This window comes from Erythrobacter dokdonensis DSW-74 (genome assembly GCF_001677335.1).
Lineage (GTDB): Bacteria > Pseudomonadota > Alphaproteobacteria > Sphingomonadales > Sphingomonadaceae > Erythrobacter > Erythrobacter dokdonensis.
In genome coordinates this window covers 380,259-406,989 of the sequence record NZ_LZYB01000001.1, presented here as the reverse complement: position 1 = coordinate 406,989, position 26,731 = coordinate 380,259, and the positions used below count along the sequence as shown (strand labels likewise).

At 66.0% G+C, this 26,731-nt stretch carries 29 protein-coding genes and 1 tRNA gene; 15 read left to right on the top strand and 15 right to left on the bottom strand.

The genetic code is table 11. The features are described from left to right. Positions 1 to 25 precede the first annotated feature (25 nt). Positions 26 to 439, bottom strand: coding sequence for a Co2+/Mg2+ efflux protein ApaG (gene apaG / locus I603_RS01960; protein WP_068862126.1), 414 nt, complete (start codon positions 437 to 439; stop codon positions 26 to 28). A 127-nt stretch (positions 440 to 566) separates the two neighbouring features. Between apaG and I603_RS01955 the strand changes: the two genes are divergently transcribed. Together I603_RS01955 and I603_RS01950 are read left to right on the top strand one after the other, a co-directional pair. Next, the gene (locus I603_RS01955; RefSeq protein ID WP_143736730.1) at positions 567 to 1,283 is read left to right on the top strand and encodes a M15 family metallopeptidase; all 717 of its coding nucleotides are present in this window, start codon (positions 567 to 569) and stop codon (positions 1,281 to 1,283) included. A 185-nt stretch (positions 1,284 to 1,468) separates the two neighbouring features. After that, complete coding sequence (locus I603_RS01950) at positions 1,469 to 2,686, top strand: SHOCT domain-containing protein (RefSeq protein WP_143736729.1); 1,218 nt, start codon at positions 1,469 to 1,471, stop codon at positions 2,684 to 2,686. Between the two features lie 72 nt (positions 2,687 to 2,758). On the opposite strand, the gene I603_RS01945 is transcribed toward I603_RS01950, so the two are convergent. From I603_RS01945 to I603_RS01935, 3 genes are read right to left on the bottom strand one after another with little or no spacing between them, the layout of a single operon-like run. After that, entirely contained in the window at positions 2,759 to 3,364 is a 606-nt protein-coding gene (locus I603_RS01945) for a 2-hydroxychromene-2-carboxylate isomerase (RefSeq protein ID WP_068862124.1), read from the bottom strand. Between the two features lie 9 nt (positions 3,365 to 3,373). Beyond that, positions 3,374 to 4,591, bottom strand: a complete 1,218-nt coding sequence (locus I603_RS01940; RefSeq protein WP_068862123.1) for a trans-sulfuration enzyme family protein — start codon at positions 4,589 to 4,591, stop codon at positions 3,374 to 3,376. An 11-nt stretch (positions 4,592 to 4,602) separates the two neighbouring features. Continuing rightward, positions 4,603 to 5,163: a TetR/AcrR family transcriptional regulator gene (locus I603_RS01935; RefSeq protein ID WP_232305217.1), complete on the bottom strand. Its 561-nt coding sequence runs from the start codon at positions 5,161 to 5,163 to the stop codon at positions 4,603 to 4,605. 78 nt (positions 5,164 to 5,241) lie between these two features. On the opposite strand from I603_RS01935, the gene I603_RS01930 reads away from it, so the two are divergent. After that, positions 5,242 to 5,649 (top strand): hypothetical protein, encoded by a 408-nt coding sequence (locus tag I603_RS01930; RefSeq protein ID WP_068862122.1) that lies wholly within the window; start codon positions 5,242 to 5,244, stop codon positions 5,647 to 5,649. A 44-nt stretch (positions 5,650 to 5,693) separates the two neighbouring features. Continuing rightward, a complete protein-coding gene (locus I603_RS01925; RefSeq protein ID WP_068862121.1) occupies positions 5,694 to 7,028 on the top strand; it encodes a phospholipid carrier-dependent glycosyltransferase in 1,335 nt (444 codons plus the stop codon). A gap of 4 nt (positions 7,029 to 7,032) precedes the next feature. Here the strand turns inward: I603_RS01925 and I603_RS01920 are convergent, their stop codons facing one another. The 5 genes from I603_RS01920 to I603_RS01905 form a co-directional block, all read right to left on the bottom strand. Next, positions 7,033 to 8,121 (bottom strand): glycosyltransferase family 2 protein, encoded by a 1,089-nt coding sequence (locus tag I603_RS01920; protein ID WP_086621831.1) that lies wholly within the window; start codon positions 8,119 to 8,121, stop codon positions 7,033 to 7,035. A gap of 4 nt (positions 8,122 to 8,125) precedes the next feature. Continuing rightward, positions 8,126 to 9,184, bottom strand: coding sequence for a 3-isopropylmalate dehydrogenase (gene leuB, locus I603_RS14210; protein WP_084439769.1), 1,059 nt, complete (start codon positions 9,182 to 9,184; stop codon positions 8,126 to 8,128). A gap of 13 nt (positions 9,185 to 9,197) precedes the next feature. Beyond that, positions 9,198 to 9,797, bottom strand: a complete 600-nt coding sequence (recO, locus tag I603_RS01915) for a DNA repair protein RecO (protein ID WP_068862119.1) — start codon at positions 9,795 to 9,797, stop codon at positions 9,198 to 9,200. A gap of 19 nt (positions 9,798 to 9,816) precedes the next feature. Next, positions 9,817 to 10,068, bottom strand: a complete 252-nt coding sequence (locus I603_RS01910; RefSeq protein ID WP_068862118.1) for an accessory factor UbiK family protein — start codon at positions 10,066 to 10,068, stop codon at positions 9,817 to 9,819. 62 nt (positions 10,069 to 10,130) lie between these two features. Beyond that, positions 10,131 to 10,679, bottom strand: coding sequence for a TspO/MBR family protein (locus tag I603_RS01905; RefSeq protein WP_068862117.1), 549 nt, complete (start codon positions 10,677 to 10,679; stop codon positions 10,131 to 10,133). Between the two features lie 315 nt (positions 10,680 to 10,994). On the opposite strand from I603_RS01905, the gene I603_RS14650 reads away from it, so the two are divergent. Further along, on the top strand, positions 10,995 to 11,225 hold the full coding sequence (locus I603_RS14650) for a hypothetical protein (protein ID WP_068862116.1): 231 nt from the start codon (positions 10,995 to 10,997) through the stop codon (positions 11,223 to 11,225). Positions 11,226 to 11,341: 116 nt separating this feature from the next. On the opposite strand, the gene I603_RS01895 is transcribed toward I603_RS14650, so the two are convergent. Beyond that, positions 11,342 to 12,106 (bottom strand): TlyA family RNA methyltransferase, encoded by a 765-nt coding sequence (locus tag I603_RS01895; RefSeq protein ID WP_068862115.1) that lies wholly within the window; start codon positions 12,104 to 12,106, stop codon positions 11,342 to 11,344. A gap of 52 nt (positions 12,107 to 12,158) precedes the next feature. Here I603_RS01895 and I603_RS01890 point away from each other — a divergent pair, with 52 nt between their 5' ends. From I603_RS01890 to I603_RS01870, 5 genes are all read left to right on the top strand, one after another. Further along, complete coding sequence (locus tag I603_RS01890; RefSeq protein WP_068862114.1) at positions 12,159 to 12,713, top strand: hypothetical protein; 555 nt, start codon at positions 12,159 to 12,161, stop codon at positions 12,711 to 12,713. A gap of 756 nt (positions 12,714 to 13,469) precedes the next feature. Beyond that, positions 13,470 to 14,546, top strand: a complete 1,077-nt coding sequence (locus tag I603_RS01885) for a branched-chain amino acid aminotransferase (protein WP_068862113.1) — start codon at positions 13,470 to 13,472, stop codon at positions 14,544 to 14,546. Between the two features lie 11 nt (positions 14,547 to 14,557). Continuing rightward, positions 14,558 to 14,839 carry a hypothetical protein gene (locus I603_RS01880; RefSeq protein ID WP_068862112.1) on the top strand — a complete coding sequence of 94 codons (282 nt, stop codon included), beginning with the start codon at positions 14,558 to 14,560 and terminating at the stop codon, positions 14,837 to 14,839. After that, positions 14,820 to 15,647: an oxygen-dependent tRNA uridine(34) hydroxylase TrhO gene (trhO, locus tag I603_RS01875; RefSeq protein WP_084439768.1), complete on the top strand. Its 828-nt coding sequence runs from the start codon at positions 14,820 to 14,822 to the stop codon at positions 15,645 to 15,647. The genes I603_RS01880 and trhO overlap by 20 nt, the downstream gene beginning before the upstream one ends. After that, complete coding sequence (locus I603_RS01870) at positions 15,644 to 16,273, top strand: glutathione S-transferase (protein ID WP_232305216.1); 630 nt, start codon at positions 15,644 to 15,646, stop codon at positions 16,271 to 16,273. The genes trhO and I603_RS01870 overlap by 4 nt, the downstream gene beginning before the upstream one ends. On the opposite strand, the gene I603_RS01865 is transcribed toward I603_RS01870, so the two are convergent. After that, on the bottom strand, positions 16,270 to 17,163 hold the full coding sequence (locus I603_RS01865; RefSeq protein WP_068862110.1) for a LysR family transcriptional regulator: 894 nt from the start codon (positions 17,161 to 17,163) through the stop codon (positions 16,270 to 16,272). The two genes, I603_RS01870 and I603_RS01865, sit on opposite strands and share 4 nt — an antisense overlap. A 107-nt stretch (positions 17,164 to 17,270) precedes the next feature. Here I603_RS01865 and I603_RS01860 point away from each other — a divergent pair, with 107 nt between their 5' ends. Together I603_RS01860 and I603_RS01855 are read left to right on the top strand one after the other, a co-directional pair. Beyond that, positions 17,271 to 17,990 (top strand): pirin family protein, encoded by a 720-nt coding sequence (locus I603_RS01860; protein ID WP_068862109.1) that lies wholly within the window; start codon positions 17,271 to 17,273, stop codon positions 17,988 to 17,990. An 80-nt stretch (positions 17,991 to 18,070) separates the two neighbouring features. Continuing rightward, complete coding sequence (locus tag I603_RS01855) at positions 18,071 to 18,667, top strand: FMN-dependent NADH-azoreductase (RefSeq protein ID WP_068862108.1); 597 nt, start codon at positions 18,071 to 18,073, stop codon at positions 18,665 to 18,667. Between the two features lie 6 nt (positions 18,668 to 18,673). Here I603_RS01855 and I603_RS01850 read toward each other — a convergent pair whose 3' ends face one another. The 3 genes from I603_RS01850 to I603_RS01840 all read right to left on the bottom strand — a co-directional run bounded on the left by I603_RS01850 (position 18,674) and on the right by I603_RS01840 (position 23,185). After that, complete coding sequence (locus tag I603_RS01850) at positions 18,674 to 20,017, bottom strand: MFS transporter (protein ID WP_068862107.1); 1,344 nt, start codon at positions 20,015 to 20,017, stop codon at positions 18,674 to 18,676. Between the two features lie 175 nt (positions 20,018 to 20,192). Then, positions 20,193 to 21,092, bottom strand: a complete 900-nt coding sequence (locus I603_RS01845; protein WP_068862106.1) for a DMT family transporter — start codon at positions 21,090 to 21,092, stop codon at positions 20,193 to 20,195. Further along, positions 21,092 to 23,185 (bottom strand): NAD(+) synthase, encoded by a 2,094-nt coding sequence (locus tag I603_RS01840; RefSeq protein ID WP_068862105.1) that lies wholly within the window; start codon positions 23,183 to 23,185, stop codon positions 21,092 to 21,094. Before I603_RS01840 ends, I603_RS01845 begins: the two co-directional genes overlap by 1 nt. A gap of 183 nt (positions 23,186 to 23,368) precedes the next feature. On the opposite strand from I603_RS01840, the gene yghU reads away from it, so the two are divergent. Further along, the gene (gene yghU, locus I603_RS01835; protein ID WP_068862104.1) at positions 23,369 to 24,235 is read left to right on the top strand and encodes a glutathione-dependent disulfide-bond oxidoreductase; all 867 of its coding nucleotides are present in this window, start codon (positions 23,369 to 23,371) and stop codon (positions 24,233 to 24,235) included. 75 nt (positions 24,236 to 24,310) lie between these two features. Then, positions 24,311 to 24,385, top strand: a tRNA-Gln gene (locus tag I603_RS01830). A 282-nt stretch (positions 24,386 to 24,667) separates the two neighbouring features. On the opposite strand, the gene I603_RS01825 is transcribed toward I603_RS01830, so the two are convergent. Then, positions 24,668 to 25,141, bottom strand: a complete 474-nt coding sequence (locus tag I603_RS01825; protein WP_068862103.1) for an Lrp/AsnC family transcriptional regulator — start codon at positions 25,139 to 25,141, stop codon at positions 24,668 to 24,670. A gap of 73 nt (positions 25,142 to 25,214) precedes the next feature. Between I603_RS01825 and I603_RS01820 the strand changes: the two genes are divergently transcribed. Beyond that, a complete protein-coding gene (locus tag I603_RS01820) occupies positions 25,215 to 26,714 on the top strand; it encodes an aminotransferase class V-fold PLP-dependent enzyme (RefSeq protein ID WP_084439766.1) in 1,500 nt (499 codons plus the stop codon). Positions 26,715 to 26,731: the final 17 nt, after the last annotated feature.

Genomic DNA, 26,731 nt, shown 5'->3' with positions numbered 1-26,731 from the left:
TTAGGGCAAGGCTCAGCGCGGCCGGTCAGTTCGGGGGGCGCCCCTCGGCCGTCTCCGGCGCGGAGAGGGGGAAGAAGGGGATGCGCACCTCGAACGGGGAGCCATCGGCGCGCTGGAAGGTGTAGAAGCCTTCCATCGAGCCGAACGGGGTCGTCAGCGGGCAGCCCGAGACATAGTCGTGGCTCTGCCCGGGCGCGAGCAGCGGCTGTTCGCCGACCACGCCCTCGCCATCGACATGGTTCACCATCCCGCGCCCGTCGGTGATGCGCCAGTGGCGGGTGCGCAGGCGCAGCGGTTCGTGAGAGCCGTTCTCGATGCGGATGTGATAGACCCAGAACCACTTGCCGGCCTCCGGATGGGATTGCTCGGGCAGGTAGTTGACGGCGACCCGGACAGTAACCCCGTCGGTGGTGGCGGCGTGCTGGAAGAGCTCTTTCATGTCGGGCCTCAACGTAGCGATTCTGTGCAGGGTCACAAGAGGGGCAACGCGCTTAATCCACCCTGTATCCCGCGATGCGCGCAATTTGCTCGCCTGAGGGGCCGGAGGGCGACATAAGGTGCCTTGCGTGAAGGGAGATACGGGGATGATCGCGGATCGGCTGCAAACCGCCCTGCCCCTGACCCGCCGTGCGGTGCTGCGCGGGATTGGTGCGGGCGTGGTGGCGGGAATGACCGGCGGGTGCGCTGCCCGGCTTGCCATGCCGGTCGACCCGGCGGCCAGCGCAGTGCCCGATCTGGTCGACCTCGCCCGCTTCGATCCGCGCCTCAGGTTCGACATACGCTATGCGCGCACAGACAATTTCATGGGCCGGGTGCTCTACCCCGTGGCCCGCGCGGTGGCGCAGCGTCCGGTGGCCGAGGCGCTCTCGCGCGTCCAGACCCGGGCCGAGGCGGCGGGTTATGGCCTGCTCATCTTTGACGCCTATCGCCCCTGGCGCGTCACGAAGATGATGTGGGAGGAAACTCCGCCCAACAAACGCGAATTCGTTGCCGACCCGCGCGGCGGATCGCGCCACAACCGGGGCTGCTCGATCGACCTCTCGCTGCACCGCGACGGCGTGGAGGTGGCGATGCCCAGCCCCTATGACGACTTCACCCCCGCCGCCTATCGCAGCTTCGCTTACGCCCCGGCAGAAGCGCTGGCGGCAAGCCGGATGCTCGAAGGCTGGATGGTCGCCGAGGGCTTCGTGCCGCTCGCCAACGAATGGTGGCACTACGACTGGGCCGAATGGCGCCGCTATCCGATCATGGATGTGCCGCTGGAGGATGTGACGGCGGGGTGAGAGGCCATCGCTGGCGATGCGGAACAAAACCCGCTTCCGCAGCGCGCCGCCCAATTGCAGTCCTTCAGCAAACGACCCCGCAAGAGACACTAGGGCGCGCGTCGGTTGCACCAAGGGGCCAATTCCTGCACCATGACAGGATGCGGTACTCGAAGACACTCATCGGGCTCGCGCCTGTATTGCTCATGCTCGCGACCCCTGTGCAGGCCATGCCGAAGGACCCAGCGGAACTCGCTGCCATTATCCAGAACAAGTATGGCGGCGATGCCAATTCCTATGTCGATGACAACAAGGGCGAATTCCGGAAGATGGGCTGCAACGGCCGCGCCGATCTCCTGCAGGCGCTTCTCGATGCAGGGCTTGTGCTCGAGAACCTCGAACAGGGCCGCTATTCCGCTCATACTCAGGCGATCCGTTGTGCCTTCGAGAAGGGCAAGATGGAAGCACTAGCCCTGGTTTTGACGCCTGACGCCATGGCCATGTTCGAAGAGGTGGAGTTCGGACAGACGTGGCAAGCCTCGCTTTTGAGCCAGGCGATCTACTGGGATTCCTATGATCGGGTGCGATATCTGCTCGAGAACGGCGTGCATGCCGTTCAGCACGATAAGGACGCCGCCATCCTGACCCGCGAGGAACACCTCCTGCTTGCGGCCTATCAGGCGCTGGATACGGAGAAGGAGGACGCGATCCGGGCGTTTCAGGATGCGGGCTTTGGCCACATTCTCGATGCGGCGCGCAACAAGGCCAATTACCGCTATGTGATCGACAGGATCACAGGAAGCGGCGGCGGCGGTGGCGGCGGCCTGTTCCGGTCCTTGCTGGGCGGCGTGGCAGGCGCGGCGCTCGGCGGGACCACCGGTGCGGCGCTCGGTTTCCTCGGCGCGGGCGCGAATGCGGCGGACGAGAACGATACAAACGGCGCTGCCCAAGGCAATGGTCCGCTGCCGCTGGCGACCAACCGGGCGGACCTCGGGCTTGACCTCGCTCCGGTGACCGCACCGCGGCGCGGGCTTCAGGTGCAACAGGTGCTGCCGGACGGACCCGGCGCTCTGGCCGGACTGGCAAAGGGCGATGTGATCCTGACCATTGCCGGGTTGCCGGTTGCCTCGCGCGGCTCGTTCTATGTTGCCACGCACAAGGCTTTCGGCATCAAGGAGTATGCGGTCGAATACATGCGCGGGGGCGAGGTTATCACCACGGTCGTGGGCAAGGCTCAGCCGCAAGAAATCGCCACGCCGGAGGAGCGCCGAACTCCGAGCGACGCCAATGTCGCGGCATCTGTCGGAACCGACACGGCAACGACACTCGATCAACTCAAGAAGCTGGGAGAGCTGCGCGAGAGCGGGGTTCTGAGCGAGGAAGAGTTCGAGGCGATGAAGGCACGGATACTCGAAGGAGGCTGAGGCGAGAGCGTTGCTGCTCCCCATCCAGTTTCAGCCATCAGCACCGAGTTTGTGCAAACCCGGAATCTGCTCTCACCCCTTGGCGAGTTCTTCCTCGACCTGCCCCAGCCGTTCCTTTCCGAAGAACATTTCTCCCCCGACCCACATCGTCGGGATGCCGAAGGCGCCGCGCTCCACCACGGCGTCGGTGTTGGCGGCGAGCGCCTGTTTGACTTCGTCGCTCTGCGCGCGGGCAAACAGGTCTGCAGCATCGAGGCCCGCCGCGCTCACCGCCGCGCCGATCGCTTGCGGATCGAACACGTCCAGCCCTTCCTCCCAGATCGGCGCCAGCAGTGCCTCGACGAAATCGACCCCGCGCCCGTCATCGCAGGCTGCTGCAAGCATCCGCTGCAAGGTGATGGAGTTGAACGGAAATTGCGGGTGAAGCCGGTATTTCGTCAACCCGTGCTTCGCGATGAAACGGTCCATCTCCAGCTGGGCATAGGCGTTCTTGCCCTTCACCTCGGCATCGCGGATCATCGGCGGAGCATTGCCGGTGAGGCGGTGCATCCCGGCAAGGAACACCGGAATCACCGCCAGTTCAGCGCCGTGGCGCGCGGCGATTTCCCTGAGCGGCCACCACACCAGATAGGCATTGGGCGAGACGAAATCGAACACGAGTTCAACGCGCTTGCTCATGGCTTCCCCCTATATCCCTGCCGCGGCCAGCGCGCGGTCCATGTCTTCGGTGAGGTCGGCAATGTCCTCAAGGCCCACGTTGATCCGCAGCAGGCCTTCGGTCACGCCCATCGCCGCGCGCGCCTCGTCGCCCATGTTGGCGTGGGTGGTCGAGGCCGGGTGGCACATCAGGCTGCGCGCATCGCCAATATTGTTGGAAATGTCGATCAGCCCGAGCGCGTCGAGAATGGCGAAGGCGCGCGCGCGGCTGCCGACGTCGAGCGCGAAGATCGGACCCGTTGCATCCATCTGCTTCAGCGCCAGATCGTGGCGCGGGTGGCTGGGCAGCCCCGGATGACGCAGGTGACCGCCTACCGCGACGATGCGCGGTTCGAGGAAACGGCCGAGCGCGACCGCATTCTCGCTTTGCTTGAAGGCGCGCAGCGGCAGCGTCTCCAGCCCCTTCATTACGACCCAGGCGTTGAAGGCCGAGAGCGTCGGTCCGGTGTTGCGCTGGAACGGCATCAACACCTCGTCGATCCACTGCTTGCTCGCGCAGATCGCGCCGGCCAGCACGCGGCCCTGCCCGTCCATCAGCTTGGTCGCGCTGTAAGCCACCACGTCCGCGCCAAACTCCATCGGGCGCTGCAAGACCGGCGAGGCAAAGGCATTGTCGACCACCGTCGTGATGCCGTGTGCGCGGGCCAGAGCGCAGACGTAAGCCAGATCGACAATATCGAGCGTGGGGTTGGCCGGGGTCTCGAAGAAGAACACCTTCGTTTCGGGCCGGATCGCGGCCTCCCATGCGGCGTTGTCGGCGCTGTCGATCACCGTGGTTTCGATCCCGAAGCGGGGCAGCAACTGATCGACCAGCCAGCGGCAGCTCCCGAAGGCGGCGCGCGCGGCGACCACGTGATCGCCGGCGGAAAGCTGGCACAGCAGGGCCGCGGTCATCGCTGCCATGCCGCTTGCCTGAGTGCGGCAGGCTTCGGCCCCTTCCATAAGCGCGATGCGTTCTTCGAGCATCGCGACGGTCGGGTTCTGGAGGCGCGAATAGGTCATGCCCTCGGCCTCGCCCGCGAACCGGTCGGCCACCGTCTGGGCATCGTCATAGGTGTAGCCCGAGGTGAGGAACAGCGCCTCGCTGGTCTCGCCATGTTCGGAGCGCCAGGTGCCGCCGCGCAGCGCGCGGGTTGCGGGGCGCCAGTTCCTCGTGGCGGCGCGGTCCATTCCGGTGGTCTTCTTCATGGCGCGAGTGCTTAGGCGGGCGCGAGGCCGCTCGCAAGCAGGCCGTCGCGCGCGGTATCCTCGTGACCCACGGCGGCGAGCATCAGCGTGCCTTCGATCAGGGTCAGCAGATAGCGAGCGCCGCCCTTGGGGTCGGGGTCGTCTGCGGGCATCTGCCCTTCGAGCCAGCCGAGCAGTTCGGCCGTGATCGCATGGGCTGCCGGAGCAAAGCCGGTAAGGCCGCGCGCGGCACCGGCGACGATTTCCCACCAGAGGGCCATGAAGGGCTGCATCTGGGGGCTGCGGGCATGGGTGAGGATGCGGGCGAGCGCCTGCCCCCGGGTCGCCGCCCTCTCGCTGCCGAGCGCGGCATCGAGCGCTTGCGAATAGGTGCGCGCGACAAAGCCGAGCAGTTCGGCGATCAGCGTCTCCTTGCTGCCGAAATGGTAGAGCAGCATCCTGTCGCTCGTCCCCGCAGCCCTTGCCAAAGGGCGCAGGCTTGCCTGTCCGAGACCATGGGTCAGGACGTGCGCGGCCAGCGGTGGCAGCAGGCTCTCCTTGGACATCGGCGAATTTTTGACTGAGGCGGGCATGGCGGGGGTTGTAGCAAGTGCTACAGCAAGCTACAAGCGGACGTAGCACTTGCTACATAAAGATGGAGATTCGCCCCTATGCCAAACGAACTGACCCCCTTCCTCGCGCTTGCAGGCGGAGGCCTCGTCTGGGCCGTGGCGGCGATCCTTTCGATCATGTTGCGTCCCAATGCGCCCGGCAGCGCGTTGCTGGCGGCAAGCCTCGCCGCCGGGTTCGCCGCCTTCACGGCGATCACCATCGCGACCGAGGGCGTGTTTCCGGTGGTGCTCAATCACACCAGCAACCTGTGGGGCGTGCAGGTGTGGTGGGATCTGCTCCTGTCGCTTTCGGTCGCCTACTTCCTCATCGCCCCGCGTGCCCGGGCTCAGGGCATGAACCTGCCATTGTGGACCGTTTTCATCCTCGCCACCGCCAGCATCGGCCTGCTGGCCATGTGCGCGCGGCTGTTCTGGCAGGAGAGCAAGGCAAAGGCCGCAAGCTCCTGAACCCGCTTGCTCTTGGCGCTGCCCCTGCCTAAGCGACAGGGGCCATGGCCGAGGCGCAAGCGTCCCTCTCTGCTGCCGCGCAGCCGCCGCTGCATCCGCGTGATCCGCTATTATGGTGCATCGCGCTCATGGGTCTTTATGCACTGCTGGCAGGCTGGCGGCTGGCGACCCCTTCGACCCCCTATTTCGACGAGGTTCATTACCTCCCCGCCGCGCGCGAATTGTTGGCGCTGTGGCAATATGGCGAGGGCGCCTATCTCAACCGCGAGCATCCGCTGCTTGGCAAGGTGATGATCGCGCTGGGCATGGGACTGGCCGGGGACAATCCGCTCGGCTGGCGGATCATGCCGTTGCTGGCTGGCACGCTGGCGCTGTTCGCCGGCATGCGCGCGCTGTGGCATGCCAGCCTCGACCGTTTCGCAACACTTGCCTTCGGGTTCCTCCTGGCGACCGGCTTCCACCTCTTCGTGCAATCGCGCATCGCGATGCTCGATGTGTTCATGGCGGCCTTTCTCGCGCTTGCGGCGTGGCAGTTTGCTGCAGCCATCCGCGAACCGGAAACGGGTCGCTGGCGCCTCGCCTTGACGGGGGTCGCTCTGGGCTGCGCAATGGGCGCCAAGTGGAACGCGATCCCGCTCGCCGTGCTGCCGGGCCTTGCCTTCTTTGCCGCGCGCCTTTCGGCCGGGCGCCGCCGCCTGTTCCTGTCGCGTCGGGGGATGCCCGTGCCCGGGATCACGCTGGTCGAGGCTTTCGTGTGGCTCGGCATCGTGCCGCTCGCCACCTATGCGCTGACCTTTGCGCCGGGATACTGGCTGGGCGGCTACCTGCGTCCCTCGCCGCTGGCAGAGGCGGGCCTGATCGGGTTCCACGGCGAGATCCTCAGCCTCCAGCAGCAGGTCATTACCCCCCACACCTACCAGAGCACCTGGCCGCAATGGATGCTGAACACGCGCGGCATCTGGTATCTTTACGAGGTCGTCGACGCAGCGCAGCGCGGGGTGCTTCTGATCGGCAATCCGCTGACCATGCTGCTGGGACTGCCCGCGCTGGCGTGGTGCCTTGCAAGCGGAGCATGGCGCGGCGACTGGGCGCGGCTCGGCGCGGTGATCGGCTATGCGGCCAGCCTCGGCCTGTGGCTGATCGCACCCAAGCCGGTGCAATTCTACTACCACTATTTCGTGCCGAGCTTCTTTCTGCTAGCGGCGCTGTCGCTGGCGCTGTCCGACTTGCGGCGCACGGGCTGGGGCGCATGGCTGGCATGGGGCACGCTGGTGGCATCGGCAGGCATCTTTGCGCTATTCTACAAGATCCTCGCCGCCGCCCCTCTCGAAAGCGCTGACAGCTTCGTCAAGTGGACGTTGCTGGCAGGGTGGCGATAGGCCCCTAAAACCGCCCCCAGACAAAGCGGCTCGACAAGGCGTAGTTCCAGACCGAGCCGACCAGGATTCCCGCCAGCGCAGCAAGTGTCCAGAACACGCCCTTGCCTTCCAGAAAGGTCGCCACCGCGACATTGGCGAAGGCCCCGACGGCGCAGGTGGCACAGAACCCCAGCCACCCGCGCAGCACCTGACCCCAGCCTTTCAGCCTTTTATCCCGATAGGTCAGCCAGTTGTTGAGCCAGAAATTGAAACTCATCGCCACCAGCACGGCGCCCGTCTGCGCCAGCGCGAAGCCCTCGCCCAGCACGAACAGCAGGGCCGATAGCGCAGCGAAATGCACAACCACGCCCAGCCCGCCGACCGTGCCGAACAAGGCGAAACGGGTGGGGATCAGGCGGCCGAACGTCTTGTCGTAGAGCCCTGCCAGGAAATCGAACAGCACGGCACGGTCCAGCTTGCTTTCACCTTCCCGGCGAGCGGCAAAGCGCAGGGGAAATTCCTTGACCCGCATCGGCGCATCCGCCGTCGCCAGCAAATCCAGCAGGATCTTGAACCCGATCCCCGACAGGCGCGGCACAAGCGCGCGGGCAGTGCTGGCAGGCAGCATGAAATAGCCGCTCATCGGATCGCTGAGGTTCACGCCCGTCAGTCGCCGCGCAAGGCCGTTGGCAAAGGCAGACAGCCGCTCGCGCTCGGGCGCGGCCCAGTCGTCGGTGCTGGCACCGGGCATGAAGCGGCTGGCAACGCAGATTTCCGCTTCACCCGCCTTGAGCGCCGCCAGCATGCCCGGCAGCAAGGCGGGATCGTGCTGGTGGTCCGCATCCATCACAGCCACGAAAGGCGCAGGGGTGGCGCAGAAACCCTCGATCGCCGCGCTGGCAAGGCCTCGGCGCCCGATCCGCTGGATCACCCGCACGCGGTTATCGCCAAGCGCGAGCGCACGCGCCTCGTCCGCCGTCCCGTCGCGGCTGTCGTCATCGACGATGATGACTTCCCATCCCTCGGGGCCCATCGCGGCGGCGATCCGCTCCACCAGCGGAGCAAGATTCCCGCGCTCGTTCAGGGTCGGCAGGATGATCGCGAGATCGAGCATCGCTCTAGAGGCGCGCGCGCACCGCCTCGCCGATTGCCGCCGTGCCGTGACTGCCGCCCAGATCGCCGCCGAGGATACCGTCGGCCAGCGTGGCCGCCACCGCGTTCTCGACCCGCGCGGCCTCGGCATCCATCCCGAAGGAATGGCGCAGCATCATCGCCGCCGAAAGGATCGTCGCCATCGGATTGGCCTTGCCCTGCCCGGCAATATCGGGCGCGCTGCCATGGATCGGTTCATACAGTCCGAAAGTGCCGAACGCCGTCTCGCGCTCGCCCAGCGAGGCGGAAGGCAGCAGGCCGATCGAGCCCACCGCAGCACTCGCCAGATCGCTGAGAATGTCGCCGAACAGGTTGCCGGTCAGCACCACGCCGAAGCGGTCGGGATGGCTCACCACCTGCATCGCAGCATTATCGACATACATGTGGTCCAATTCGACATCGGGGTATTCCGCCGCCACCTCGATCACCACGTCGCGCCACAGCTGGCTGGTTTCCAGCACATTGGCCTTGTCGACGCTGGTCAGCGGATGGCCGCCGGCCGCCGCAGCACGGAAGGCCACATGGGCGATACGGCGCACCTCGTGTTCGGCATAGGACATGGCATCCCACCCCTCGTGCTCGCCTGCCTCGCTCACCCGCCGGCCCTTGGCGCCGAAATAGACATCGCCCGTCAGTTCGCGCACGATCAGCATGTCCAGCCCGCCCGCTATATCGGCGCGCAGCGGCGAGAGATGTTCCAGCCCCGCGAACACACGCGCCGGGCGCAGGTTGGCGAAAAGGCCGAGATGCTTGCGCAGGCCGAGAATGGCCTGCTCGGGGCGCAGATGGCGTTCCAGCGTATCGCAGGAGGGATCGCCCACCGCGCCGAACAGCACCGCATCGGCCGCGCGCGCCATGTCGAGCGTCTCGTCCGGCAACGGCACGCCGTGGCGCTTGTAGGCGATGCCGCCGACATCCCCCTCGAACAGGGTCAGGCCCGGCAGGGCGAGACTTTCCAGCACCGCAACCGCCTCGGCAGTGACTTCCGGGCCGATCCCGTCACCGGGCAGGATGGCAATCTTCACGCGTGAATTCCCCTTACGCCATGCGGGCCAGCCGCTCGGTCAGCAGTCTCCGCGCGGCCATAACATCGCGTCCGCGCCCTGCAAGCAACGAGTTCGCAAGCGGTGCCTCGAGCGCGCCAAGCGCCTGCATCTGCGCGGCGAAATCCGTTCCCGGATCACTGCGAACGCCGCCATAGCCCATTTCCGCAAGCAGCATCGTCTCGTAGGCGACAAGGCCCGGCACCCAGCCGCGTGCCGAGGGCGCAAAGGCGATCGCGCCCAGCAGCGCCTCAAGCGCCGCGAAGATCGCAGGGCAGGGATAGCGCTCGGGCAAAGCCGCGGCAGCAAGCGCGCAGACCCACTGGATCGCGGCCGCCGGCAAGGGTTCGGTCATCAATGCGGCGCGCGAATGTTCGAGTTCGAGCCGCGCAAAGGGCAACTGGGTGCCGGAACGCACCGCGAGTTCCATTGCGACGCGGTTGCCCGGCACCATCACCGCCCGCATCTGCCGCCCTCGCCCGCCTGCGACATAGGCGGCGACCAGGCCATTATCGGGGGACAGCAGCCGCGCAATCGCGCCGGTCTCGCCGTGAGCGCGCGATGCGAGCAGGATCGCGGACGAGCGCAGGTTCATCGCCCGCGCGCGCCCCGCTTCACTTCTTGGACAGCTTGGCTTCCAGCGCGGCGACCTTGGCTTCCAGGGCATCGGCCTGTTCGCGGGCCTTCTGGGCCATGGCCTTGACCGTGTCGAACTCCTCGCGGGAGACGAAATCGATCCCGCCCATGGCCTCGCGCAGCCGTTCGCGCGCGCTTTCGCGGGCTTCGCGGGTCATGCCCGCCATTGTCCCGGCGGCACTGTTGGCGATTTTGACAAGGTCGGCGATGATCGGGTTCTGGCTTTGCATGGCAGGCTATTTGGCGATGCGGACAGGGCTTGTCCAGTGTGCCCGGGGCAGAAACGGTGCCGTCACAATTCAACCCGCATCTGCGCGCCGCTCGATCCGCGCAGGCCGCCGTCTGGATTGGCCTGAATGAAAGCGTAGTTAAGCACCCCGGCAAAGCACACCCAGGCAAGATAGGGCAGCAACAGCAGCCCCGCCACGCGCCGCACGCGCCAGACCAGCGCGACCGCCGCGACCAGCAGCACCGCCGAAGCGCCCAGCAGATAAAGCCCGCCGGTCATGTCCTGCATCCCGAAAAACACCGCGGTCCAACCCTGCGTCAGCAGGAATTGCACCGCGAACACACCAAGCGCGAGCCCTCGTCCGGGGGCACCCCAGGCGCTCGCCACGAGCGCGAGAGACAGGCCGATCAGCACGAACAGGATACTCCATACGATCCCGAAAACAGCCGTCGGGGGATAGATTGCGGGCTTTTCCAGTCCGGCAAACCACGGCGTATCGGGGCCGCCCAACTGGCCGGCGGTAAAGCCGATCAGCAGCACCAGAGGCACCAGAAACAGCGCCCAGCGCAGGAAGCTCGCACGCAATTGTTGTTTGGAAGCAAGGACGTTCATTCTGTTTCCCCATGCCTGGGCGCAGGTGATTCTCCCGCGCCCGACCGTCGCGGAAAGGCGATAACAGAGCCGCCCGCGCGCGCCAAATTCGCTGCGGAATTCTGACCCATATTGGACCACCTCCTACCGCAAAGCCGACAAAAAGATGTCCCGCCGGCCCGCGGGAAAAGGAAAGGCTTGGGGCATGACGCTGCACTCTGCTAAGGCCTGCCACATTCCTGCCGTGATTCGGAAGCGTGGTGGCGGCAGGAAGATAACCAACCCGCGCTTCCGCTCATTGCAGGCCGGCAACCCGGCCCTACAGGGGAATGAACCATGAAGAAGATCGCTGCTCTGATCGCCGTCGCCGGCCTCGCCACCGTCACCGCTGCTTGCTCGGCCCCGGCTGAAGAAGCCGCCACCGAAGCCGACACCACCGCGGTTGCCGAAGAAGCCACCACCGAAGAAGCTCCGGCCGAAGACGCGATGGCTGCCGAAGGCGAAATGGCTGCCGAAGGCGAAGCCATGACCGAAGAAGCTCCGGCTGAAGAAGCTGCTGCCGAGTAATCGCCAGCACGTTTCGGTGCCGGCGTAATGCCGGTTCACGGACACGGATCAGGCCGGCAGTGACCCCAGGGGTTGCTGCCGGCCTTTTCGTTGGTGCCGGCCTTTTCGTTGGTGACTCAACAGCGCCGCGCGCTGATCAGGAATTCGACGTTGCCCTGCGGTCCGGTAATCGGGCTTTCCACGATACCTTCGACCGCCCAGCCCAGCCCTTCGAGCCAGCCGCGCACCTCGGCGCACACGCGCTGGTGAAGCACGGGATCGCGCACCACCCCACCCTTGCCGACCTCCTCCCGTCCGACTTCGAACTGCGGCTTGATCAGCGCAACGAGACGGCACTGCGGCGCGGCGAGTTGCAATGGCACCTCCAGCACCTTGGCAAGGCTGATGAAGCTGGCATCACACACCACCCAGTTGCAGGGGCGGTCGATATGTTCGGGCGTCAGCAGCCGGGCGGAGAGCTGTTCGAGCACGGTGACGCGCGGGTCTTCGCGCAATTTCCATGCCAGCTGGTTGGTGCCGCTGTCGACGCAGAAGACGTGATCCGCCCCGTGGGTCAGCAGCACATCGGTAAAGCCCCCGGTGGACGAGCCGATATCCATCGCCACCGCCCCTGCCGGGTCGAGGTCGAAATGCTCCAGCGCGTGCGCCAGCTTGATCCCGCCCCGGCTGACCCAGGGATGGTCGCGCCCGCGCACATCGAGCGCCGCATCAACGGCGACCTGCTGGCCGGGCTTGTCGATCTTGACCTCGCCCGCAAACACCAGCCCCGCCATCACCAGCGCCTGCGCCCGTGCGCGGCTTTCAGCCAGCCCGCGCTCGACCAATAGCTGATCGACGCGGCGCTTTTGCGGCTTGGCGGGGCGGGACGGCGTTTCGGGCATGAGCGTTCCAAGAGGGTGGACAGGGGTGGCTCCTAGCGCGCAAAGTAGCGCGATGAAAGCTGCCCTGCCCCTCCTCGCCCTCGCCCTTGCTGCGCTGGCCGGCTGCGTGCCCGCGGCCAAGGTTCCACCTGCCCCTGCCCCGGTTGCGCGCCCGGCACCTGCGCCTGTGCCCGCGCCTCCCGCGCCCCCGGTGCTGCAGGCCGTTCCGAACGATAACTGGATCAACGCGGCGATCACGCCGGGCGACTGGCGTTACGAAGCCGGCGCAGCCGGCCCGCTGGCGGTATTTGTCGGCGCGGGCGGCAAGGGCGATTTCGTGATGACCTGCAACCGGGCGGCCCGGACCATCGACCTGTGGCGGGCAGGCACGAACCCCGCGCCGCTTGCCATGACGATCCGCACCGAAACCGGGACGCGCAGTCTTGCAGTGGTTCAGGCCGAGGACACCAACCCCTATCTCACTGCCAGCCTGCTCGCGTCCGATCCGCTGCTCGATGCCATGGCGCTCAGCAAGGGGCGCTTCGCGATCGAGACCGAAGGCCTTCCGCCGCTCTACCTTCCCAGCTGGGCCGAGGTGACGCGCGTGATCGAGGATTGCAGAGGATAGGCGAAACGTAGACCGTGCGCACCGGTTCGGACCCACAGGGTCCGCAAGGGCGACCGTCCGTCCACAGGGGCCCGTAGCGCAGCGAAGGAACAGACCCGAGGACCTGCCCGCGCAGGCGGGCACGCACACAAGGACTTCCGATTCCATACATTAATATCCACAGGCTTGTGCTCAGCCTGTCCACAACCCGCCGCGCAAATGAAAAGCGCCCGGAGGCTTCCCTCGGGCGCGCGGTCCTGCGGCACTGCGCAGCGACATGTGAGTATGACGTGGGAAAAACATTATTCAAGTCTTGTCGCGCGCCTTCCCATGATTCACATTGCATACCGAGGCCAGCGGCGAACGCGGTCCTCGGCCCCCGGTGATACGAGAGGGTCCTGGCACACTAGCGCGAAAGGAGGTGATCCGATGTCTCATGGTTCAGCAGAGAGGTCGGCAAGTTTCCGCGCGAGGCACTACCGGTAATCCATTACCTCTAGAGGCTTCGTGAGCGGCACTTCCTGGCCGCTGACCATGAAAGGGCGTTTCCACCGACGGGCTGGGGACGCCCTTTTCATTTGTGTCTTGCGTCCTCGCCTCCGCGAGGACGTGCTCGCTATGCGTCCTCCGCTTTGCTGCGGACCCGCTGCGGGCGCGCAGTCGCGCTTGCGGGCCTGTGGCCCGTTCTCGTTTTCGAAAGCGCCTGGGCGCCTGCGGCCCGAAATCGCGCCAAAGAGTAATCTTGCTCTGCGCGGCCCGCAGGATTAGGCGCGTTTCATGCAATTCACCCGCCTGCCCCACCCCTCGCCCACGCCCGACGCCACCCGCGATGCGCTGATCGCCGATCCGGGTTTCGGGACGGTGTTCACCGATCACATGGTGGTGATCGATTATGACGAGGCGCTGGGCGGCTGGCAGACGCCGGTGCTTGGGCCGCGCGAGCCGATTGCGCTCGATCCGGCGGCAAGCGTGCTGCACTATGCGCAGGAGATCTTCGAGGGGCTGAAGGCCTATCGCCACCCCGACGGCGCGCTCGGCCTGTTCCGGCCCGAAGCCAACGCCGCGCGCTTCAACGCCTCGGCTGAACGGCTGGCCATGCCCGCGCTGCCGGAAGAGCTGTTCCTCGGCGCGATCCGCGCGCTGCTGGCAGTCGACGGCAACTGGTATCCGGCGGTCGAGGGCGGAGCGCTTTATTTGCGCCCCTTCATGATCGCGACCGAGGCCTTCCTCGGCGTGCGTCCGGCCAAGAAGTACAAGTTCATCGTCATCGCAAGTCCGGCCGGCAACTATTTCAAATCCGTTGCAAAGGCGGTGAGCATCTGGATCTCCGACTACACCCGCGCGGCCCCCGGCGGGACGGGGGCGGCCAAGTGCGGGGGCAATTACGCCGCCAGCCTCGTGCCCACCGGACAGGCCTTCGCCAAGGGGCATGACCAGGTGCTGTTCCTCGATGCGGTCGAACGCAAGTGGGTCGAGGAGCTGGGCGGAATGAACCTGTTCTTCGTCTTCGCCGACGGCACCGTCATCACCCCGCCGCTGACCGGCACGATCCTGCCCGGCATCACCCGCGACAGCCTGATCGCGCTGCTGACCGAGCAGGGCCTCACGGTCTCGGAAGCCCCCTATTCGATCGACCAGTGGCGCGCCGACGCAGAGAGCGGCCACCTTGTCGAGGTGATGGCCTGCGGGACGGCGGCGGTCGTCACCGCGGTCGGCAAGGTGGCGGGGCCGGAGGGCGAGTTCACCATCGGCGCGGGCGGCATCGGCCAGACCACCGCCGCCCTGCGCGAGACGCTGGTGGGCATCCAGACCGGCAAGATCGCCGACACCCACGGCTGGGTGACGCGGGTTTAGGAGACGCTGATATGCTCGGATTGACCTTCGCCGCCCTCGCCCTGCTTGCGCAGACGAGCGAGATCGTCTGGCGCGATGCCGAGACGGTCGAGGTCACAGTCACCTTCGCCGCCAAGGATCGGGGCAACCCCTTCCCGCAAGGCACCGCGCTGCTGAAAGCCAGGGCCGCCGAAGCCTGCGGCGACAAAGGCACCCCTGCCGCGCAGGGCGAGCCGGTGGTGACCGGGATCGCGATGGCCGGGGGCAAGCCGCAAGTCTCGATGAGCGGGGTCTATGCCTGCCGCAAGAGCTGAACCGGGCGTCGGCGTCGCCGCGCTCTACCAGTTCACGCGGTTCGATGATCCCGAAGCTCTGAAGGAACCGCTACTCGCCGCCTGCGAGACGGCGGGGGTCAAGGGCACGCTGCTGCTGGCGTGCGAGGGCATCAACGGGACGATTGCGGGGGGCGACAAAGCGCTGGCGAGCGTGCTCGGCACGATCCGCGCGCTGCCCGGCTGCGCCGACCTCGACGTGAAGTTCTCCACCGCGCCCGCGATGCCGTTCCAGCGCATGAAAGTGCGGGTCAAGCGCGAGATCGTCACGATGGGCGAGCCGGATATCGATCCCACGCTTTCGGTGGGCACCTATGTCGATCCGCATGACTGGAACGCGCTGATCGCCGATCCCGATACCCTCGTGATCGACACCCGCAACGACTACGAAGTCGCCATCGGCACCTTTGCGGGCGCGGTCGATCCGGCGACGCCCTCTTTCCGCGATTTCCCCGCATGGTTCCGCGCCCACCGCGAGGAGTTGCTGGCGGGCAAGAAGAAGGTCGCCATGTTCTGCACCGGCGGCATCCGCTGCGAAAAATCGACCTCCTTTCTGCGCTCGGAAGGGGTAGATGAGGTGTATCACCTGCGCGGAGGCATTCTCAGATATCTTGAACAAGTCCCTGAAGAACAGAGTCTGTGGCAAGGCGAATGCTTCGTCTTTGACGAGCGCGTGAGCCTGCGCCACGGGCTGGAACCCGGCACCCGCGCGATCTGCCGCCCCTGCGGCCGCCCGCTGGCCCGCGGCGAGGCATGCCCGGTCTGCGAGAGCGGGAATGCTGCGCCGTGAGCCAGCCGCCTGTGCTCTATTCCTTCCGCCGCTGCCCCTATGCGATGAGGGCGCGCATGGCGCTGTGGATCGCGGGGATCACCGTGGAGCTGCGCGAGGTAAAGCTCGCCGCCAAGCCGCCCGAACTCGTCGCCGCCTCGCCCAAGGCGACCGTTCCGGTGCTGGTGCCGGAGGACGGCACCGTGCTTGACGAAAGTCTCGACATCATGCGCTGGGCGCTGCGCTGGAGCGACCCCGAAGGCTGGCTGGCGGGCGAGGATGCGGCGCTGATCGCGGCCAATGACGGGCCGTTCAAACACCATCTCGACCGCGCCAAATACCCGAACCGCTACGAACCGGACGGAGTGGACCACCGCGCGGCCGCGCTGGCGATGCTCGGCCTGCTGGAACAACGGCTGGAAGCAGCGCGGTTCCTGTGCGGTCCAAACCGCACCTTCACCGACATCGCGCTGTTTCCGTTCATCCGCCAGTTTTCAGGCATTGACCCCGACTGGTTCGCCGCCCAGCCGCTGCCGCGCTTGCAAACGTGGCTGGAAGAGCTCGTCACATCCGCCCTGTTTGCGCGCGTCATGCAGAAATTCGTCCCTTGGAAAGCGGGGGACGCGCCGATCCTGTTCGGCCCTTAATCCCCCAGCCCGTCCCGGAACGCATCGACCAGCCAGCTTGCTGCCGGGCCAAGTCGCGTGTCGCGCCGCCAGAGCGCGCTCAAGCCATAATGCGCGCCGGGCTTTTCGGGCAGGTCGAGCTCCACCAGCGCGCCTGACGCCAGATCGCCCGCCACCATGCCAAGCGGCATATTGCCCCAGCCCAGCCCCTCTTTCAGCAGCGAGTGTTTCGCGCCCAGATCACCCAGCCGCCAGGTCAGCGGCGAGAGCACCGAGAACTCGCGCCCCTCGGTCAACGGCGAGCGGTCGGTCAGCACCAGTTGCAGGTGACGGCGGCTTTCGCCCGGCGCCACATCGGGCCGTGCCAGGGGGTGCGACGGCGCGGCGACGGGGACGAGATCGAGCTCCCCCACCGCCTGGCGTTCCAGCGCGGGATGATCGCCGATCACCGGTCCGCCTATGGCAAGATCCGCCCCTCCCTCGATCAGGCAGGCGGCGACCGCGCCCAACCCCTCGATGCGCAAGGTCAGCGCGCAGGTAGGGAACATCCGCCGGAAATTCCCGAGCACCCGTGCGGCGACCTCGCCCGGCACCATGACATCGATCACCAGCGTCAGCGAAGGCTCCTGCCCGGCATGCAGCGAGCGCGCCTTGGCCAGCAACGCATCGACCCCGTCAACCACCGCCCGCGCCTCGGCCAGCAGGCCCTCTCCCTCGGGGGTGAGCACCGGGCGGCGCGAGCCTTCGCGGTCGAACAGCGAGAGCGCCAGCTGCGCCTCAAGCTGGGCGATGCCGTAGGACACCGCCGAAACCGCCCGCCCCATCGCCTTTGCCGCGCCCCCGAAGCTGCCGTGTTCGGCGACGGCGATGAAGATGTGCAACTGATCAAGCGTCGGTTCACCGAGTTTCATGTGGTGAATGTTCGGATAATCCGAACATCTTGGCAAGTTTTATCGCACTTATCCGCACACCGTCGCTGGCCTATCTCCGCCTCAACACGCAACCAAGGAGACACGCGATGATCGAACTGCGTCCCTTCAGCAGCCTCGGTGCCGCCAACCACGGCTGGCTCGATGCGCATCACCACTTTTCTTTCGCGAACTACCACGATCCGGCGCGAGTCCACTGGGGCGCCCTTCGGGTCTGGAACGACGACCGGATCGCTCCCGGCACCGGTTTCCCGACCCACCCGCACAATGACATGGAGATCATTACCTATGTCCGGACCGGCGCGATCACGCACCGGGATTCGATGGGTAACGAGGGCCGTACCGAAGCGGGCGACGTACAGGTAATGAGCGCCGGGAACGGTGTGCGTCACTCGGAATACAATCTCGAGAACGAGGAAACCACGCTGTTCCAGATCTGGATCATCCCTGACGAGCGCGGCGGTGCGCCCAGCTGGGGTGCGCGTCAGTTTCCCAAAAGCGAACGCGCGGGCGCGTTCATCCCGCTGGCGAGCGGGGTAGCCAATGATAACGACGCGCTGCCGATCCGTGCCAATGCCCGCGTGCTGGGCGCAACAATCAAGGCAGGCGAGAGCGTGACCTACAGCCCTCGCTCGGCCGACCGCCGGCTCTACCTTGTGCCTGCCACGGGCAAGGTGCGAATCGAGGATGTCAACGGCGCCGAGACCGTGGAAGCCGGGGCACGCGACGGCGTGGCCATGACTGCGCTCGAAACCGTCACCATCACCGCGCTGGAAGACAGCGAAGTGGTGCTGGTCGACGCAGCCTGACACTTCCCCCGGAGCCGGCCGGTTCCCCCACCCCTCTCCCCGGCCGGCTCCACCCCCTCTCGTCAATCAGGAGCATTCCCATGAGCAATATTCTCTACGTCACGGCCAGCATCCGTCCCGAGGCTGAATCGGTGTCGCGCGGGCTCGGCCAGCGCCTGGTCGAAGGCCTTGCCGCTAGGACCGGCGCCAGCATTACCACCCGTGATCTCGCCACCAACGACCTGCCCTATGTCAGCGCCGAGCGCTTCGCCGCGAACCTCGCCCCTGCGGCGGAACGCAGCGCCGAGCAGGCTGAACTTGCGACCATCGCCGATAGGCTGATCGAAGAACTGCAGGCCGCCGACACCATCGTGATCGCCTCGCCGATCTACAATTTCGGACCCCCCGCCAGCCTCAAGGCCTGGGCCGATCTGGTTGCGCGGGCCGGCACCACCTTCCGCTACACCGCGAACGGCCCGGAAGGCCTGCTGACCGGCAAGAAGGCCTATATCGCGATTGCCAGCGGCGGCACGCCGGTGGGCAGCGATATCGACTTCATGAGCCGCTGGCTGACCTTCTTCCTCGGCTTCCTCGGCATCAGCGACGTCGAAATCGTCGCCGCCGACGGGATCATGGGCGCCGATGGCGAGGCGAAGATCGCCGCCGCGCAGGAAACCGCGCTGAAGCTTGCAGCCTGATCGGGTTCACGAAACGCCGCGCTGTTCCCCCGGGAGCGGCGCGGCGCTGTCGAACACCATCGCGGCGCTGGCCTGGCGCGCGTAATATTCAGGGCGGCGCGGAAATTTGACGAACACCAGCAAGGTCAGCGCCATGGTGGCGCCCGCGCCCACGACGAGGAAGATCGACGCGAGGCCGCCCATAGCATCGGTCTTTCCGAGCATGAAGGCTCCGAAGGAAATGCCGAAATTGCCCACCGCCATATAGATCGTGAACTGCGTGGCGGCGACGCTCGGCTGGCAGAGCCGCATAGAGATCGGCAGCGCGGCCACCGTCAGCAGGTAATCGACCGAGATCCACAGATAGACGAAAGCCATGAAAAAGAGCGGGTTGCCCCAAAGGGGTTGCCCGAAATACATTGTCGTAAGCATCGCCAGCTGGACCACGCACCACAGGATCGCAATCCGCTTCGCCCCGAAGCGATCTCCCAGCCATCCGCCCAGCGTCATGCACAGCCCCCCAGCCACCAGCCCGGCGGTTGCCGTCAGGGCGGCGATTTCCGCAACGTTCCAGCCCCCGTAATTCGCGCCGATCAGCGGGGTCGCGCCGGTCAACCCGCCGTTGAAGATACCGCGACCGAACAGTACGGGCAGCCACAACAGGCTCACAGGCTTGCACAAGGCGGCCACCGTCGTCTTGAGCAGCGGCCACCAGGACTCGATCTGGATCGCCAGATTGCGCTCACTGGCCGCACCCTCGGTCCACGGCAGCGCCCGCTCGCCGACGCGCTCGCGGAAGGCGGCGATATAGGCGCACAGCAAGAAAATGATTGCGGCAACCGTGAGAAAGGCCGCCGGCGCGCCGAAATCGTCGATCAGGAAGCCGCAGATGGCCGTGGCGGTTGCGATACCGATCGACTGCCCGCCGAACATCATGCCGCTTCCGCGCGCGCGCTCGTCCTCGGTCATGATATCGACCGCAAGTCCGTCGACGGCAACGTCCTGAAAGGTCGTCGCCATGTTCACGACGAAACCGATCGCGCCCAGAAAGGCGACGTCGGTGACCGCCGGATCGATAATCGCGGCCACGACCAGGCTGGCGATCATGGCGCTTTGGGCACCCAGAATCCATGCACGGCGACGCCCCATGGGCAGGAAGGTGTAGCGGTCCATGATGAAGCCGTTGACCAGTTTCAGCGACCACGGCAGCGCTGTCAGCGCCGCGACCGATCCGACATCGGCCGCGCTCGCGCCGTTGACCGCCATCCACGCCGGCACCGCGAACCAGAACAGCCCGATCGGCATGCCCTGCCCGACATAGAGGATGAACAGGGTAAACAGCCGCAAGGGGCGGCTGTGTTCGAGCACCATGCCTGTGGGCTTTGTCTGATCGACGATTGATCTTCCCCCGAAGTTCGCCTTGCGGTTCGTTCGCTACACATGAACCGCAGCCGACCTTATGGCGGGGAAAGGGACTGGCAAGGCGACGGGGGCCGTGACCTGCACAATTGACGCTTTTTTGACGCTGCAGGGCCGCGCCTGCGCCTCAGAGCCGCGGGCGCACCAGCAGCGGCTTGAAGATGTTGCGGCTAGGGCGGATCACGATGATCGCCACGCCGGCCAGCGCCAGCGCGCCTCCTGTCAGTAGGGGCCAGCCGATCCGGTCGCCCGTCAGCCAGGTGCCGAAGGCAATCGTCAGCAGCGGGGTGAGCAGCGTCAGTGGCACGATCAGGTTGGCATCATGCCGCTGGAACAGCCGGAAATAGGCCGAATGCGCCCCGACCGAGACGACCAGCCCGGCAAACAGCACACATCCCGCCACCGCCATCGGCGCGGCCTCTACCGCGGCGACCTGTCCGCTCTCCATCGCCAGAGTCGCCGGGAGCATCACCGCGATCGAGGCGACAGCAGCCCAGGCCTGCAGCGCCACCGCGCCCACCGCCAGACGCTTGACGAAGACCGAGGCAAAGGCCCCGATCAATACGCCCGCAAAGGCGAAGGCCAGCCCCGTCAGACTGCTCGACCCCGTGGGTGATCCGATCGCCAGCCCCACACCGCCCAGTGCCAGCACCATGCCGATCCCGCGCCGCCAGCGCACTTCCTCACCCAGAAAGATGATCGCAAACAATACCGTAAGCGGCGCTCCGGCGAGATTGACGATCCCCACGGCCGAAGGGCTCGCGGTCTGAAGCCCGACGAATTGCAGGCCGAAGCTCCCTCCGGTGATGGCGAAACCGACGGCGAGCACAAGTAGCAGGCGCGCCGGAATGTCGCGCAGCAGCGGGAACAGCACCACCAGCACGACCGCCGAACGCAGCACGGTGTAGAACAGCGGCGGCAGGCCGAGCGTCGAGACCGCAATCTTGCTGACCACGACATTCATCGCCCAGGCGACATTGCAGAACAGCATGATCGCCAGCGCCGAAAATGGCAGGTTGGCGGGCATCAGGTGACGGTGTCGCCGAATACCTTGTCCACGACATCGGCAGGCAGGCTCTCGCGCAGTTCCTCGCGCCAGACGCTCGCCACCGCATCGGAAGGCGCGCGCCAGTCTCCGCGCGGCGACAAGGCGCCCGCAGAGGACACTTTCGGGCCATTCGGCAGCGCCGAACGCTTGAACTGCGAGAAGCCGAAGAAGCGGTGCAGGAACTTGTCAAGCCACCGGGCAATGGTCGCCAGATCATAGGCGTTCCTGCGCGCCTCGGGGAAACCGGCAGGCCACAGGCCGCCCTCGCGCTCCCGCCATGCATGCCACGCCAGAAACGCCACCTTGGACGGGCGCTGGCCATAGCGGATCACGTGGTGGAGGAAGAAATCGTTGAGCTCGTAAGGCCCGATAATGCTCTCGGTCGACTGGATCTGCCCGTCGGCGCCCGGCGGCACGAGCTCGGGCGAAATCTCGGTATCGAGGATCGCGCCCAGCACGTCCCCGCAAGCATCGGTGAACTGGCCGGTCGCGATGACCCAGCGGATGAGATACTGGATCAGCGTCTTGGGCACGCCCGCATTAACGCCGTAATGGCTCATGTGGTCGCCCACGCCATAGGTGCACCAGCCCAGAGCCAGCTCCGAAAGGTCGCCGGTGCCGACCACGAAGCCCGAATGCTGGCCTGCCAGGCGGAACAGGTAATCGGTCCTGAGGCCCGCCTGCACGTTTTCAAACGTCACGTCATGCACCGGCTCGCCATCGGCAAAGGGGTGCCCGATATCTTCGAGCATCTTGTGCGCGGCGGGGCGGATGTCGATTTCGCCCGAGGTAATCTCCATCGCCGCCATCAGCTTGTGCGCGTTGGTCTTCGTGCCTTCCGAGGTGCCGAAGCCGGGCATGGTGTAGCCGCGAATGATGCTGCGCGGCAGGCCGAGCCGGTCGCAGGCCTTGGCGGCGACGATCAGCGCGTGGGTGCTATCGAGCCCGCCCGAAATCCCGATCACGAGGCTCTTTGTGCCGGTCGACTGGATGCGGCGCATCAGCGCATCGACCTGGATGTTGAAAGCCTCGTAACAGTCCTCGTCGAGCCGTTCGGGCCGGTGCGGTACGAAGGGGAAGCGCGCCACTCGGCGCTGCAAGCCGATATCGCCTTCAAGGCAGGCGTGTTCAAAGACAATCCGGCGATAGGTGTCCTCGGGGCGCCCTGCAGCCTCGGCGGCATCGGCGAAGGTCTGGTTGCGCAGGCGCTCGGCGGCGATGCGATCCGTGTCGATATCGACCACGGTCAGCTCGCCGGTCAGATCGAACCGCGCGCTTTCGGCGAGAAGGTCACCCATCTCGTAGATCACGCCCTGCCCGTCCCACGAAAGATCGGTGGTGCTCTCGCCATGGCCGCTCGCCGAATAGACATAGGCAGCAATCGCACGCGAGGCGGCGGAGCGGCAATGCAGGTGGCGATCATCCGCTCGCCCGATGGTGACAGGCGAGGCCGAAAGGTTGCACAGGATCAGCGCCCCCGCGAGCGCGGCCATGGTGCCGGGCGGATTGGGCGCCCAGAAATCCTCGCAGATTTCGACGCCAAAGCGGAAACCGGGCAGGTTGGCGGCAGCGAAGACGAGGTCGGTGCCGAACGGAACCTCCTCGCCCGCCACCGCGATCCACAGGTCGGCAAGCCCGCGCCCGTGAGCGAAATAGCGCTTCTCGTAGAACTCGCGGTAATTGGGCAGGTAGCTTTTGGGCACGACCCCAAGCAATTCGCCCCGGGCGATCACCAGCGCGCAATTGTAAAGCTTGCCTGCGCGTCTGAGCGGCGCACCCAGCACCAGCACGGGCGACAGATCGGCGGAGGCCGCGACAACCTCGGCGACGGCCTGCTCCACCCGATCAAGCAGCGCATCCTGCAACAGCAGATCGTCGATCGCGTAGGAGGAGAGAGTCAGTTCGGGGAACACCACCAGATCGACGTTGGCAGCATGGGCCTTTTTCGCCTCGTCGAGCACGCCTGCGGTGTTGAAGGCGACATCGGCCGGCCGCGCACACGGGGTCGCGGTCGCCACGCGCACGAAGCCGTGGGCGTGCATGTCGAAGAAGGGGTGCGAGATCTCGCTCATGATGCTTCACGCGCTTCCTGATGCCTTGGCGGACAGGCTCTAGCGGTTAATCCTTTCTGTTCCTAGCATCGCTGACCAAAAGACCTGCTTCGCGCCGCACAAGCCTTTCGATTGTCACCTTCGCTTGCGAAGCGGCGAACCAGCCTCCAAGTGTCCAGCAACAGTCAACAGGAGCCGCAACGCATGGCAGACAGCACCTATACCCCGCCCAAGGTCTGGAACCCCGATACCGTCTCCGGCGGGCGCTTTGCCGGTATCAACCGCCCGACCGCGGGCGCGCGCAGCGAGAAGGCCCTGCCCGAGGGCAACCATCCCTTCCAGCTCTATTCGCTCGCCACGCCCAACGGGGTGAAGGTGACGGTGATGCTGGAAGAATTGCTCGAAGCCGGGCACACGGGCGCCGAATATGACGCCTTCACCATCAATATCGGCGACGGCGAGCAATTCACCAGCGGCTTTGTCGCGGCCAATCCCAATTCCAAGATTCCCGCAATGATCGACAAGAGCGGGCCTGTCCCCTTCCGCGTGTTCGAAAGCGGCGCGATCCTGGTCCACCTGGCGGAGAAGTTCGGTGCCTTCCTGCCCGCCGATCGGGCAGCGCGCGCCGAGGTGCTTTCCTGGGTGTTCTGGCAGGTCGGCACCGGCCCCTTCATCGGCGGCGGATTCGGTCATTTCTATGCCTATGCGCCCGAGAAATACGAATATCCGATCAATCGCTACGCCATGGAGGCCAAGCGTATCTTCGATGTCGCGGACAAGCGGCTGGCGGAGAGCCGGTTTCTGGGCGGCGAGGAATATACCATCGCGGACATGGCCAACTGGCCGTGGCTCGCGCCCTTCGTGGCCGGACAGATCTACAATGATGCCAAGACGTTCCTTGCCATCGACGAGTATCAAAATGTCGGCCGCTGGGCGCGCGAGATTGCCGCAAGGCCGGCGGTGAAGCGCGGACGGATCGTCAACAAGACCTGGGGAGAGGAGGACACCCGGCTCGTCGAACGCCATTCCGCCGCCGATTTTGCGGGCAAGAACCTCGACTGGACCTTCTGAGCTTGCCGGCGGCGCGATTATGACGCGCCGCCCCCTTCACAAGGCAAAATCACGCGCTATAGAGCGCGGCTCTGCTGGGGCGTAGCCAAGCGGTAAGGCAGCGGTTTTTGGTACCGCCATGCGAAGGTTCGAATCCTTCCGCCCCAGCCACGCATTTTTTCACACTCCAAAATCCTTAAAGATCACGCGGCTCTGCTGGGCTCAAGACCCCGCGCCGGCATGCTTTGGGGCGTAACGATGGGCATTGCTCCACAAGCACGCCACCACCACCGAGCCTTACCGGAGAGACCCGCCGTTCAGCAGATTCCGCAGGTGGCGGTATTGGGGATCAATATGACGCCGCCGTGGAGCTTCGCGCCCTCATTCCCGTGATTGCGGGACCGCTGGCATTGGCCCCGTAGCGGAAAAAGTCCGGACAGCCTCGTTCACCATCTAGACGAGCGCGACGGGCTTTGCGCTGATCATTTCTTCCATGACGAAATGCCCGGTGACCACCGACAGGTCGAACCCGTCGACGAGGCTCTGGTAGAAGCGGTCGTAGCCGGAGATGCCGCGGGTGACGACCTTGATGAGGTAATCCCATTCGCCGCCGATCCGGTAGAGGTCGACGACGCCGGGCATGCGCTCGACATGGGTCTTGAAAGCGTCGGCCCATTCCTTCGAATGGTGCGGGGTCTTGATCATCACCATCACAACAAGATCGAGCCCGAGGCGCGCAAGGTCCAGTTCGGCGCGCTGGCCAAGGATCACGCCTTCGGTCTGCAGGCGCTGAAGCCGCCGCCAGCACGCGTTCTGCGACAGCCCGACCTTGTCGGCGAGCGCCCGCTGGCTGAGCGAGGAGTCGGCCTGGAGCGCGGCGAGAAGCTTTCTATCGATCTGGTCGATTTGAACTGTTTCAGTGGTCATATGACACGCCGTATAGCGGATTCCGCCCGAAAGAGGTGATGATAATTGATCCGGGCTGCGCGATTATTGTCGTATGACCACTGCCACCGCCTGCGTCCAGGCCTCGCCCGTGCCCGCCGCTCCGCCCGCGTCTCCGTTCGCCACATTCCGCGCCGGGATCGAAGCTGCGCTTCAGGAAGGCACGCTGGCGAAAGACATCATCGGCAAGGGCCTCGTATTCGAGGGGCCAGCCGGGCCGGTGAGGCTGGTCTATGCGGACTATGCCGCTTCGGGCCGGGCATTGATGCCGGTCGAACGCTTCGTGATGGAGCAAGTGCTGCCGGTCTATGCCAATCCGCACACGCAAGCCTCGTTCTGCGGGCGCGCGATCAACCGCCTGCGCCGCGCCGCACGCGAGGAGATCGCGTCGTTGTGCGGTGCGGGCGCAGGGGACGCGGTGATCTTCGCGGGCAATGGCGCCACGGCGGGCATCCAGAAGCTCGTCCGCCTGTTCGGGGCCGACCGCCTCGATGCGAAAGGCAAAAGGCCGGTGGTCCTGGTGGGGCCTTACGAACATCATTCGAACCTGCTGCCCTGGCGCGAGAGCATGGCCGAGGTGATCGAGCTTCCCGAAAGCCCCGATGGCGGGCCGGACATGGAGGCGCTCGAGGTGCGACTTGGCGAATTCCACGGCCGGCACATCATCGGCGCCTTCTCGGCGGGTTCCAACGTCACCGGCGCGCTGACCGATATCGCCGCCGTCTCGCGGCTGGTGAAGGCGTATGGCGGGCGCGTGATATGGGACTATGCCGGGGCCGGTCCCTATCTTCCCATGAGCATGCGTCCTGCACCCGACGTGCTTATCGATGCGCTGGTCACTTCACCGCACAAGTTCGTCGGCGGGCCGGGGGCCTCGGGCATCCTTGTGGTGCGCAGGGACGCGGTGATGATCGACAAGCCCTCCGCGCCCGGCGGCGGCACGGTGAGCTTCGTCACGCCCGATGCCCACGATTACCTTGCCGATCTTGCCGCGCGCGAGGAAGCGGGGACGCCCAATGTCATCGCCGAGATCCGCGCGGCGCTCGCGATTATCGTGCGCGATTGCATGACGCGCGCCGGGCTGGACAAACGTGCCGACGCCATGCGGCGCGAGGCGCTCGCGCGCTGGCGGGCGAACCCGCAGATCGAGATCCTTGGCCCCGGTCACGCGGCGATGCTGCCGATCGTGTCCTTCCGCGTGCGCGGCGCGGACGGCGGACTTGTCCATCACCAGCTCGTCACGCGCATCCTGTCCGACCGCTTCGGCGTGCAGGCGCGCGGCGGATGCGCCTGTGCCGGTCCCTATGTCCACCGCCTGCTCGACATCGATGCCGGACGCTCGGCGGCGATCCGCGCAGCCGTCAGGGCTGGCGACGAGCTGGAGAAGCCCGGCTTCGTGAGGGTCAACTTCTCGCCCCTGATGGACGGAGACGAGTTCGCCATTCTTCTCGATGCGGTTGACGCCGTTGCGCACAACGGCGCGCATTACGCCGGACAATACGCCGTCAATCCGGCGACCGCCGTGTTCGAGCCGGTCGAAGCGCGATCCTTTTGAGATCAAGGTCTTGCGCG

Bases quoted from the DNA above. Each gene is read 5' to 3' on its own strand.
- yghU (WP_068862104.1), top strand. From the start codon at position 23,369: ATGGCAGACAGCACCTATACCCCGCCCAAGGTCTGGAACCCCGATACC.
- I603_RS01820 (WP_084439766.1), top strand. From the start codon at position 25,215: ATGACCACTGCCACCGCCTGCGTCCAGGCCTCGCCCGTGCCCGCCGCT.
- apaG (WP_068862126.1), bottom strand. From the start codon at position 439: ATGAAAGAGCTCTTCCAGCACGCCGCCACCACCGACGGGGTTACTGTC.
- I603_RS01865 (WP_068862110.1), bottom strand. From the start codon at position 17,163: ATGAAACTCGGTGAACCGACGCTTGATCAGTTGCACATCTTCATCGCC.
- I603_RS01905 (WP_068862117.1), bottom strand. From the start codon at position 10,679: ATGAACGTCCTTGCTTCCAAACAACAATTGCGTGCGAGCTTCCTGCGC.
- I603_RS01825 (WP_068862103.1), bottom strand. From the start codon at position 25,141: ATGACCACTGAAACAGTTCAAATCGACCAGATCGATAGAAAGCTTCTC.
- recO (WP_068862119.1), bottom strand. From the start codon at position 9,797: ATGAACCTGCGCTCGTCCGCGATCCTGCTCGCATCGCGCGCTCACGGC.
- I603_RS01885 (WP_068862113.1), top strand. From the start codon at position 13,470: ATGCAATTCACCCGCCTGCCCCACCCCTCGCCCACGCCCGACGCCACC.
- I603_RS01940 (WP_068862123.1), bottom strand. From the start codon at position 4,591: ATGAAGAAGACCACCGGAATGGACCGCGCCGCCACGAGGAACTGGCGC.
- I603_RS01840 (WP_068862105.1), bottom strand. From the start codon at position 23,185: ATGAGCGAGATCTCGCACCCCTTCTTCGACATGCACGCCCACGGCTTC.
- I603_RS01945 (WP_068862124.1), bottom strand. From the start codon at position 3,364: ATGAGCAAGCGCGTTGAACTCGTGTTCGATTTCGTCTCGCCCAATGCC.
- I603_RS01930 (WP_068862122.1), top strand. From the start codon at position 5,242: ATGCCAAACGAACTGACCCCCTTCCTCGCGCTTGCAGGCGGAGGCCTC.
- I603_RS01850 (WP_068862107.1), bottom strand. From the start codon at position 20,017: ATGGTGCTCGAACACAGCCGCCCCTTGCGGCTGTTTACCCTGTTCATC.
- I603_RS01935 (WP_232305217.1), bottom strand. From the start codon at position 5,163: ATGCCCGCCTCAGTCAAAAATTCGCCGATGTCCAAGGAGAGCCTGCTG.
- I603_RS01845 (WP_068862106.1), bottom strand. From the start codon at position 21,092: ATGCCCGCCAACCTGCCATTTTCGGCGCTGGCGATCATGCTGTTCTGC.
- I603_RS01860 (WP_068862109.1), top strand. From the start codon at position 17,271: ATGATCGAACTGCGTCCCTTCAGCAGCCTCGGTGCCGCCAACCACGGC.
- I603_RS01895 (WP_068862115.1), bottom strand. From the start codon at position 12,106: ATGCCCGAAACGCCGTCCCGCCCCGCCAAGCCGCAAAAGCGCCGCGTC.
- I603_RS01880 (WP_068862112.1), top strand. From the start codon at position 14,558: ATGCTCGGATTGACCTTCGCCGCCCTCGCCCTGCTTGCGCAGACGAGC.
- trhO (WP_084439768.1), top strand. From the start codon at position 14,820: ATGCCTGCCGCAAGAGCTGAACCGGGCGTCGGCGTCGCCGCGCTCTAC.
- I603_RS01890 (WP_068862114.1), top strand. From the start codon at position 12,159: ATGAAAGCTGCCCTGCCCCTCCTCGCCCTCGCCCTTGCTGCGCTGGCC.
- I603_RS01910 (WP_068862118.1), bottom strand. From the start codon at position 10,068: ATGCAAAGCCAGAACCCGATCATCGCCGACCTTGTCAAAATCGCCAAC.
- I603_RS01925 (WP_068862121.1), top strand. From the start codon at position 5,694: ATGGCCGAGGCGCAAGCGTCCCTCTCTGCTGCCGCGCAGCCGCCGCTG.
- I603_RS01920 (WP_086621831.1), bottom strand. From the start codon at position 8,121: ATGCTCGATCTCGCGATCATCCTGCCGACCCTGAACGAGCGCGGGAAT.
- I603_RS01950 (WP_143736729.1), top strand. From the start codon at position 1,469: ATGCTCGCGACCCCTGTGCAGGCCATGCCGAAGGACCCAGCGGAACTC.
- I603_RS01855 (WP_068862108.1), top strand. From the start codon at position 18,071: ATGAGCAATATTCTCTACGTCACGGCCAGCATCCGTCCCGAGGCTGAA.
- I603_RS14650 (WP_068862116.1), top strand. From the start codon at position 10,995: ATGAAGAAGATCGCTGCTCTGATCGCCGTCGCCGGCCTCGCCACCGTC.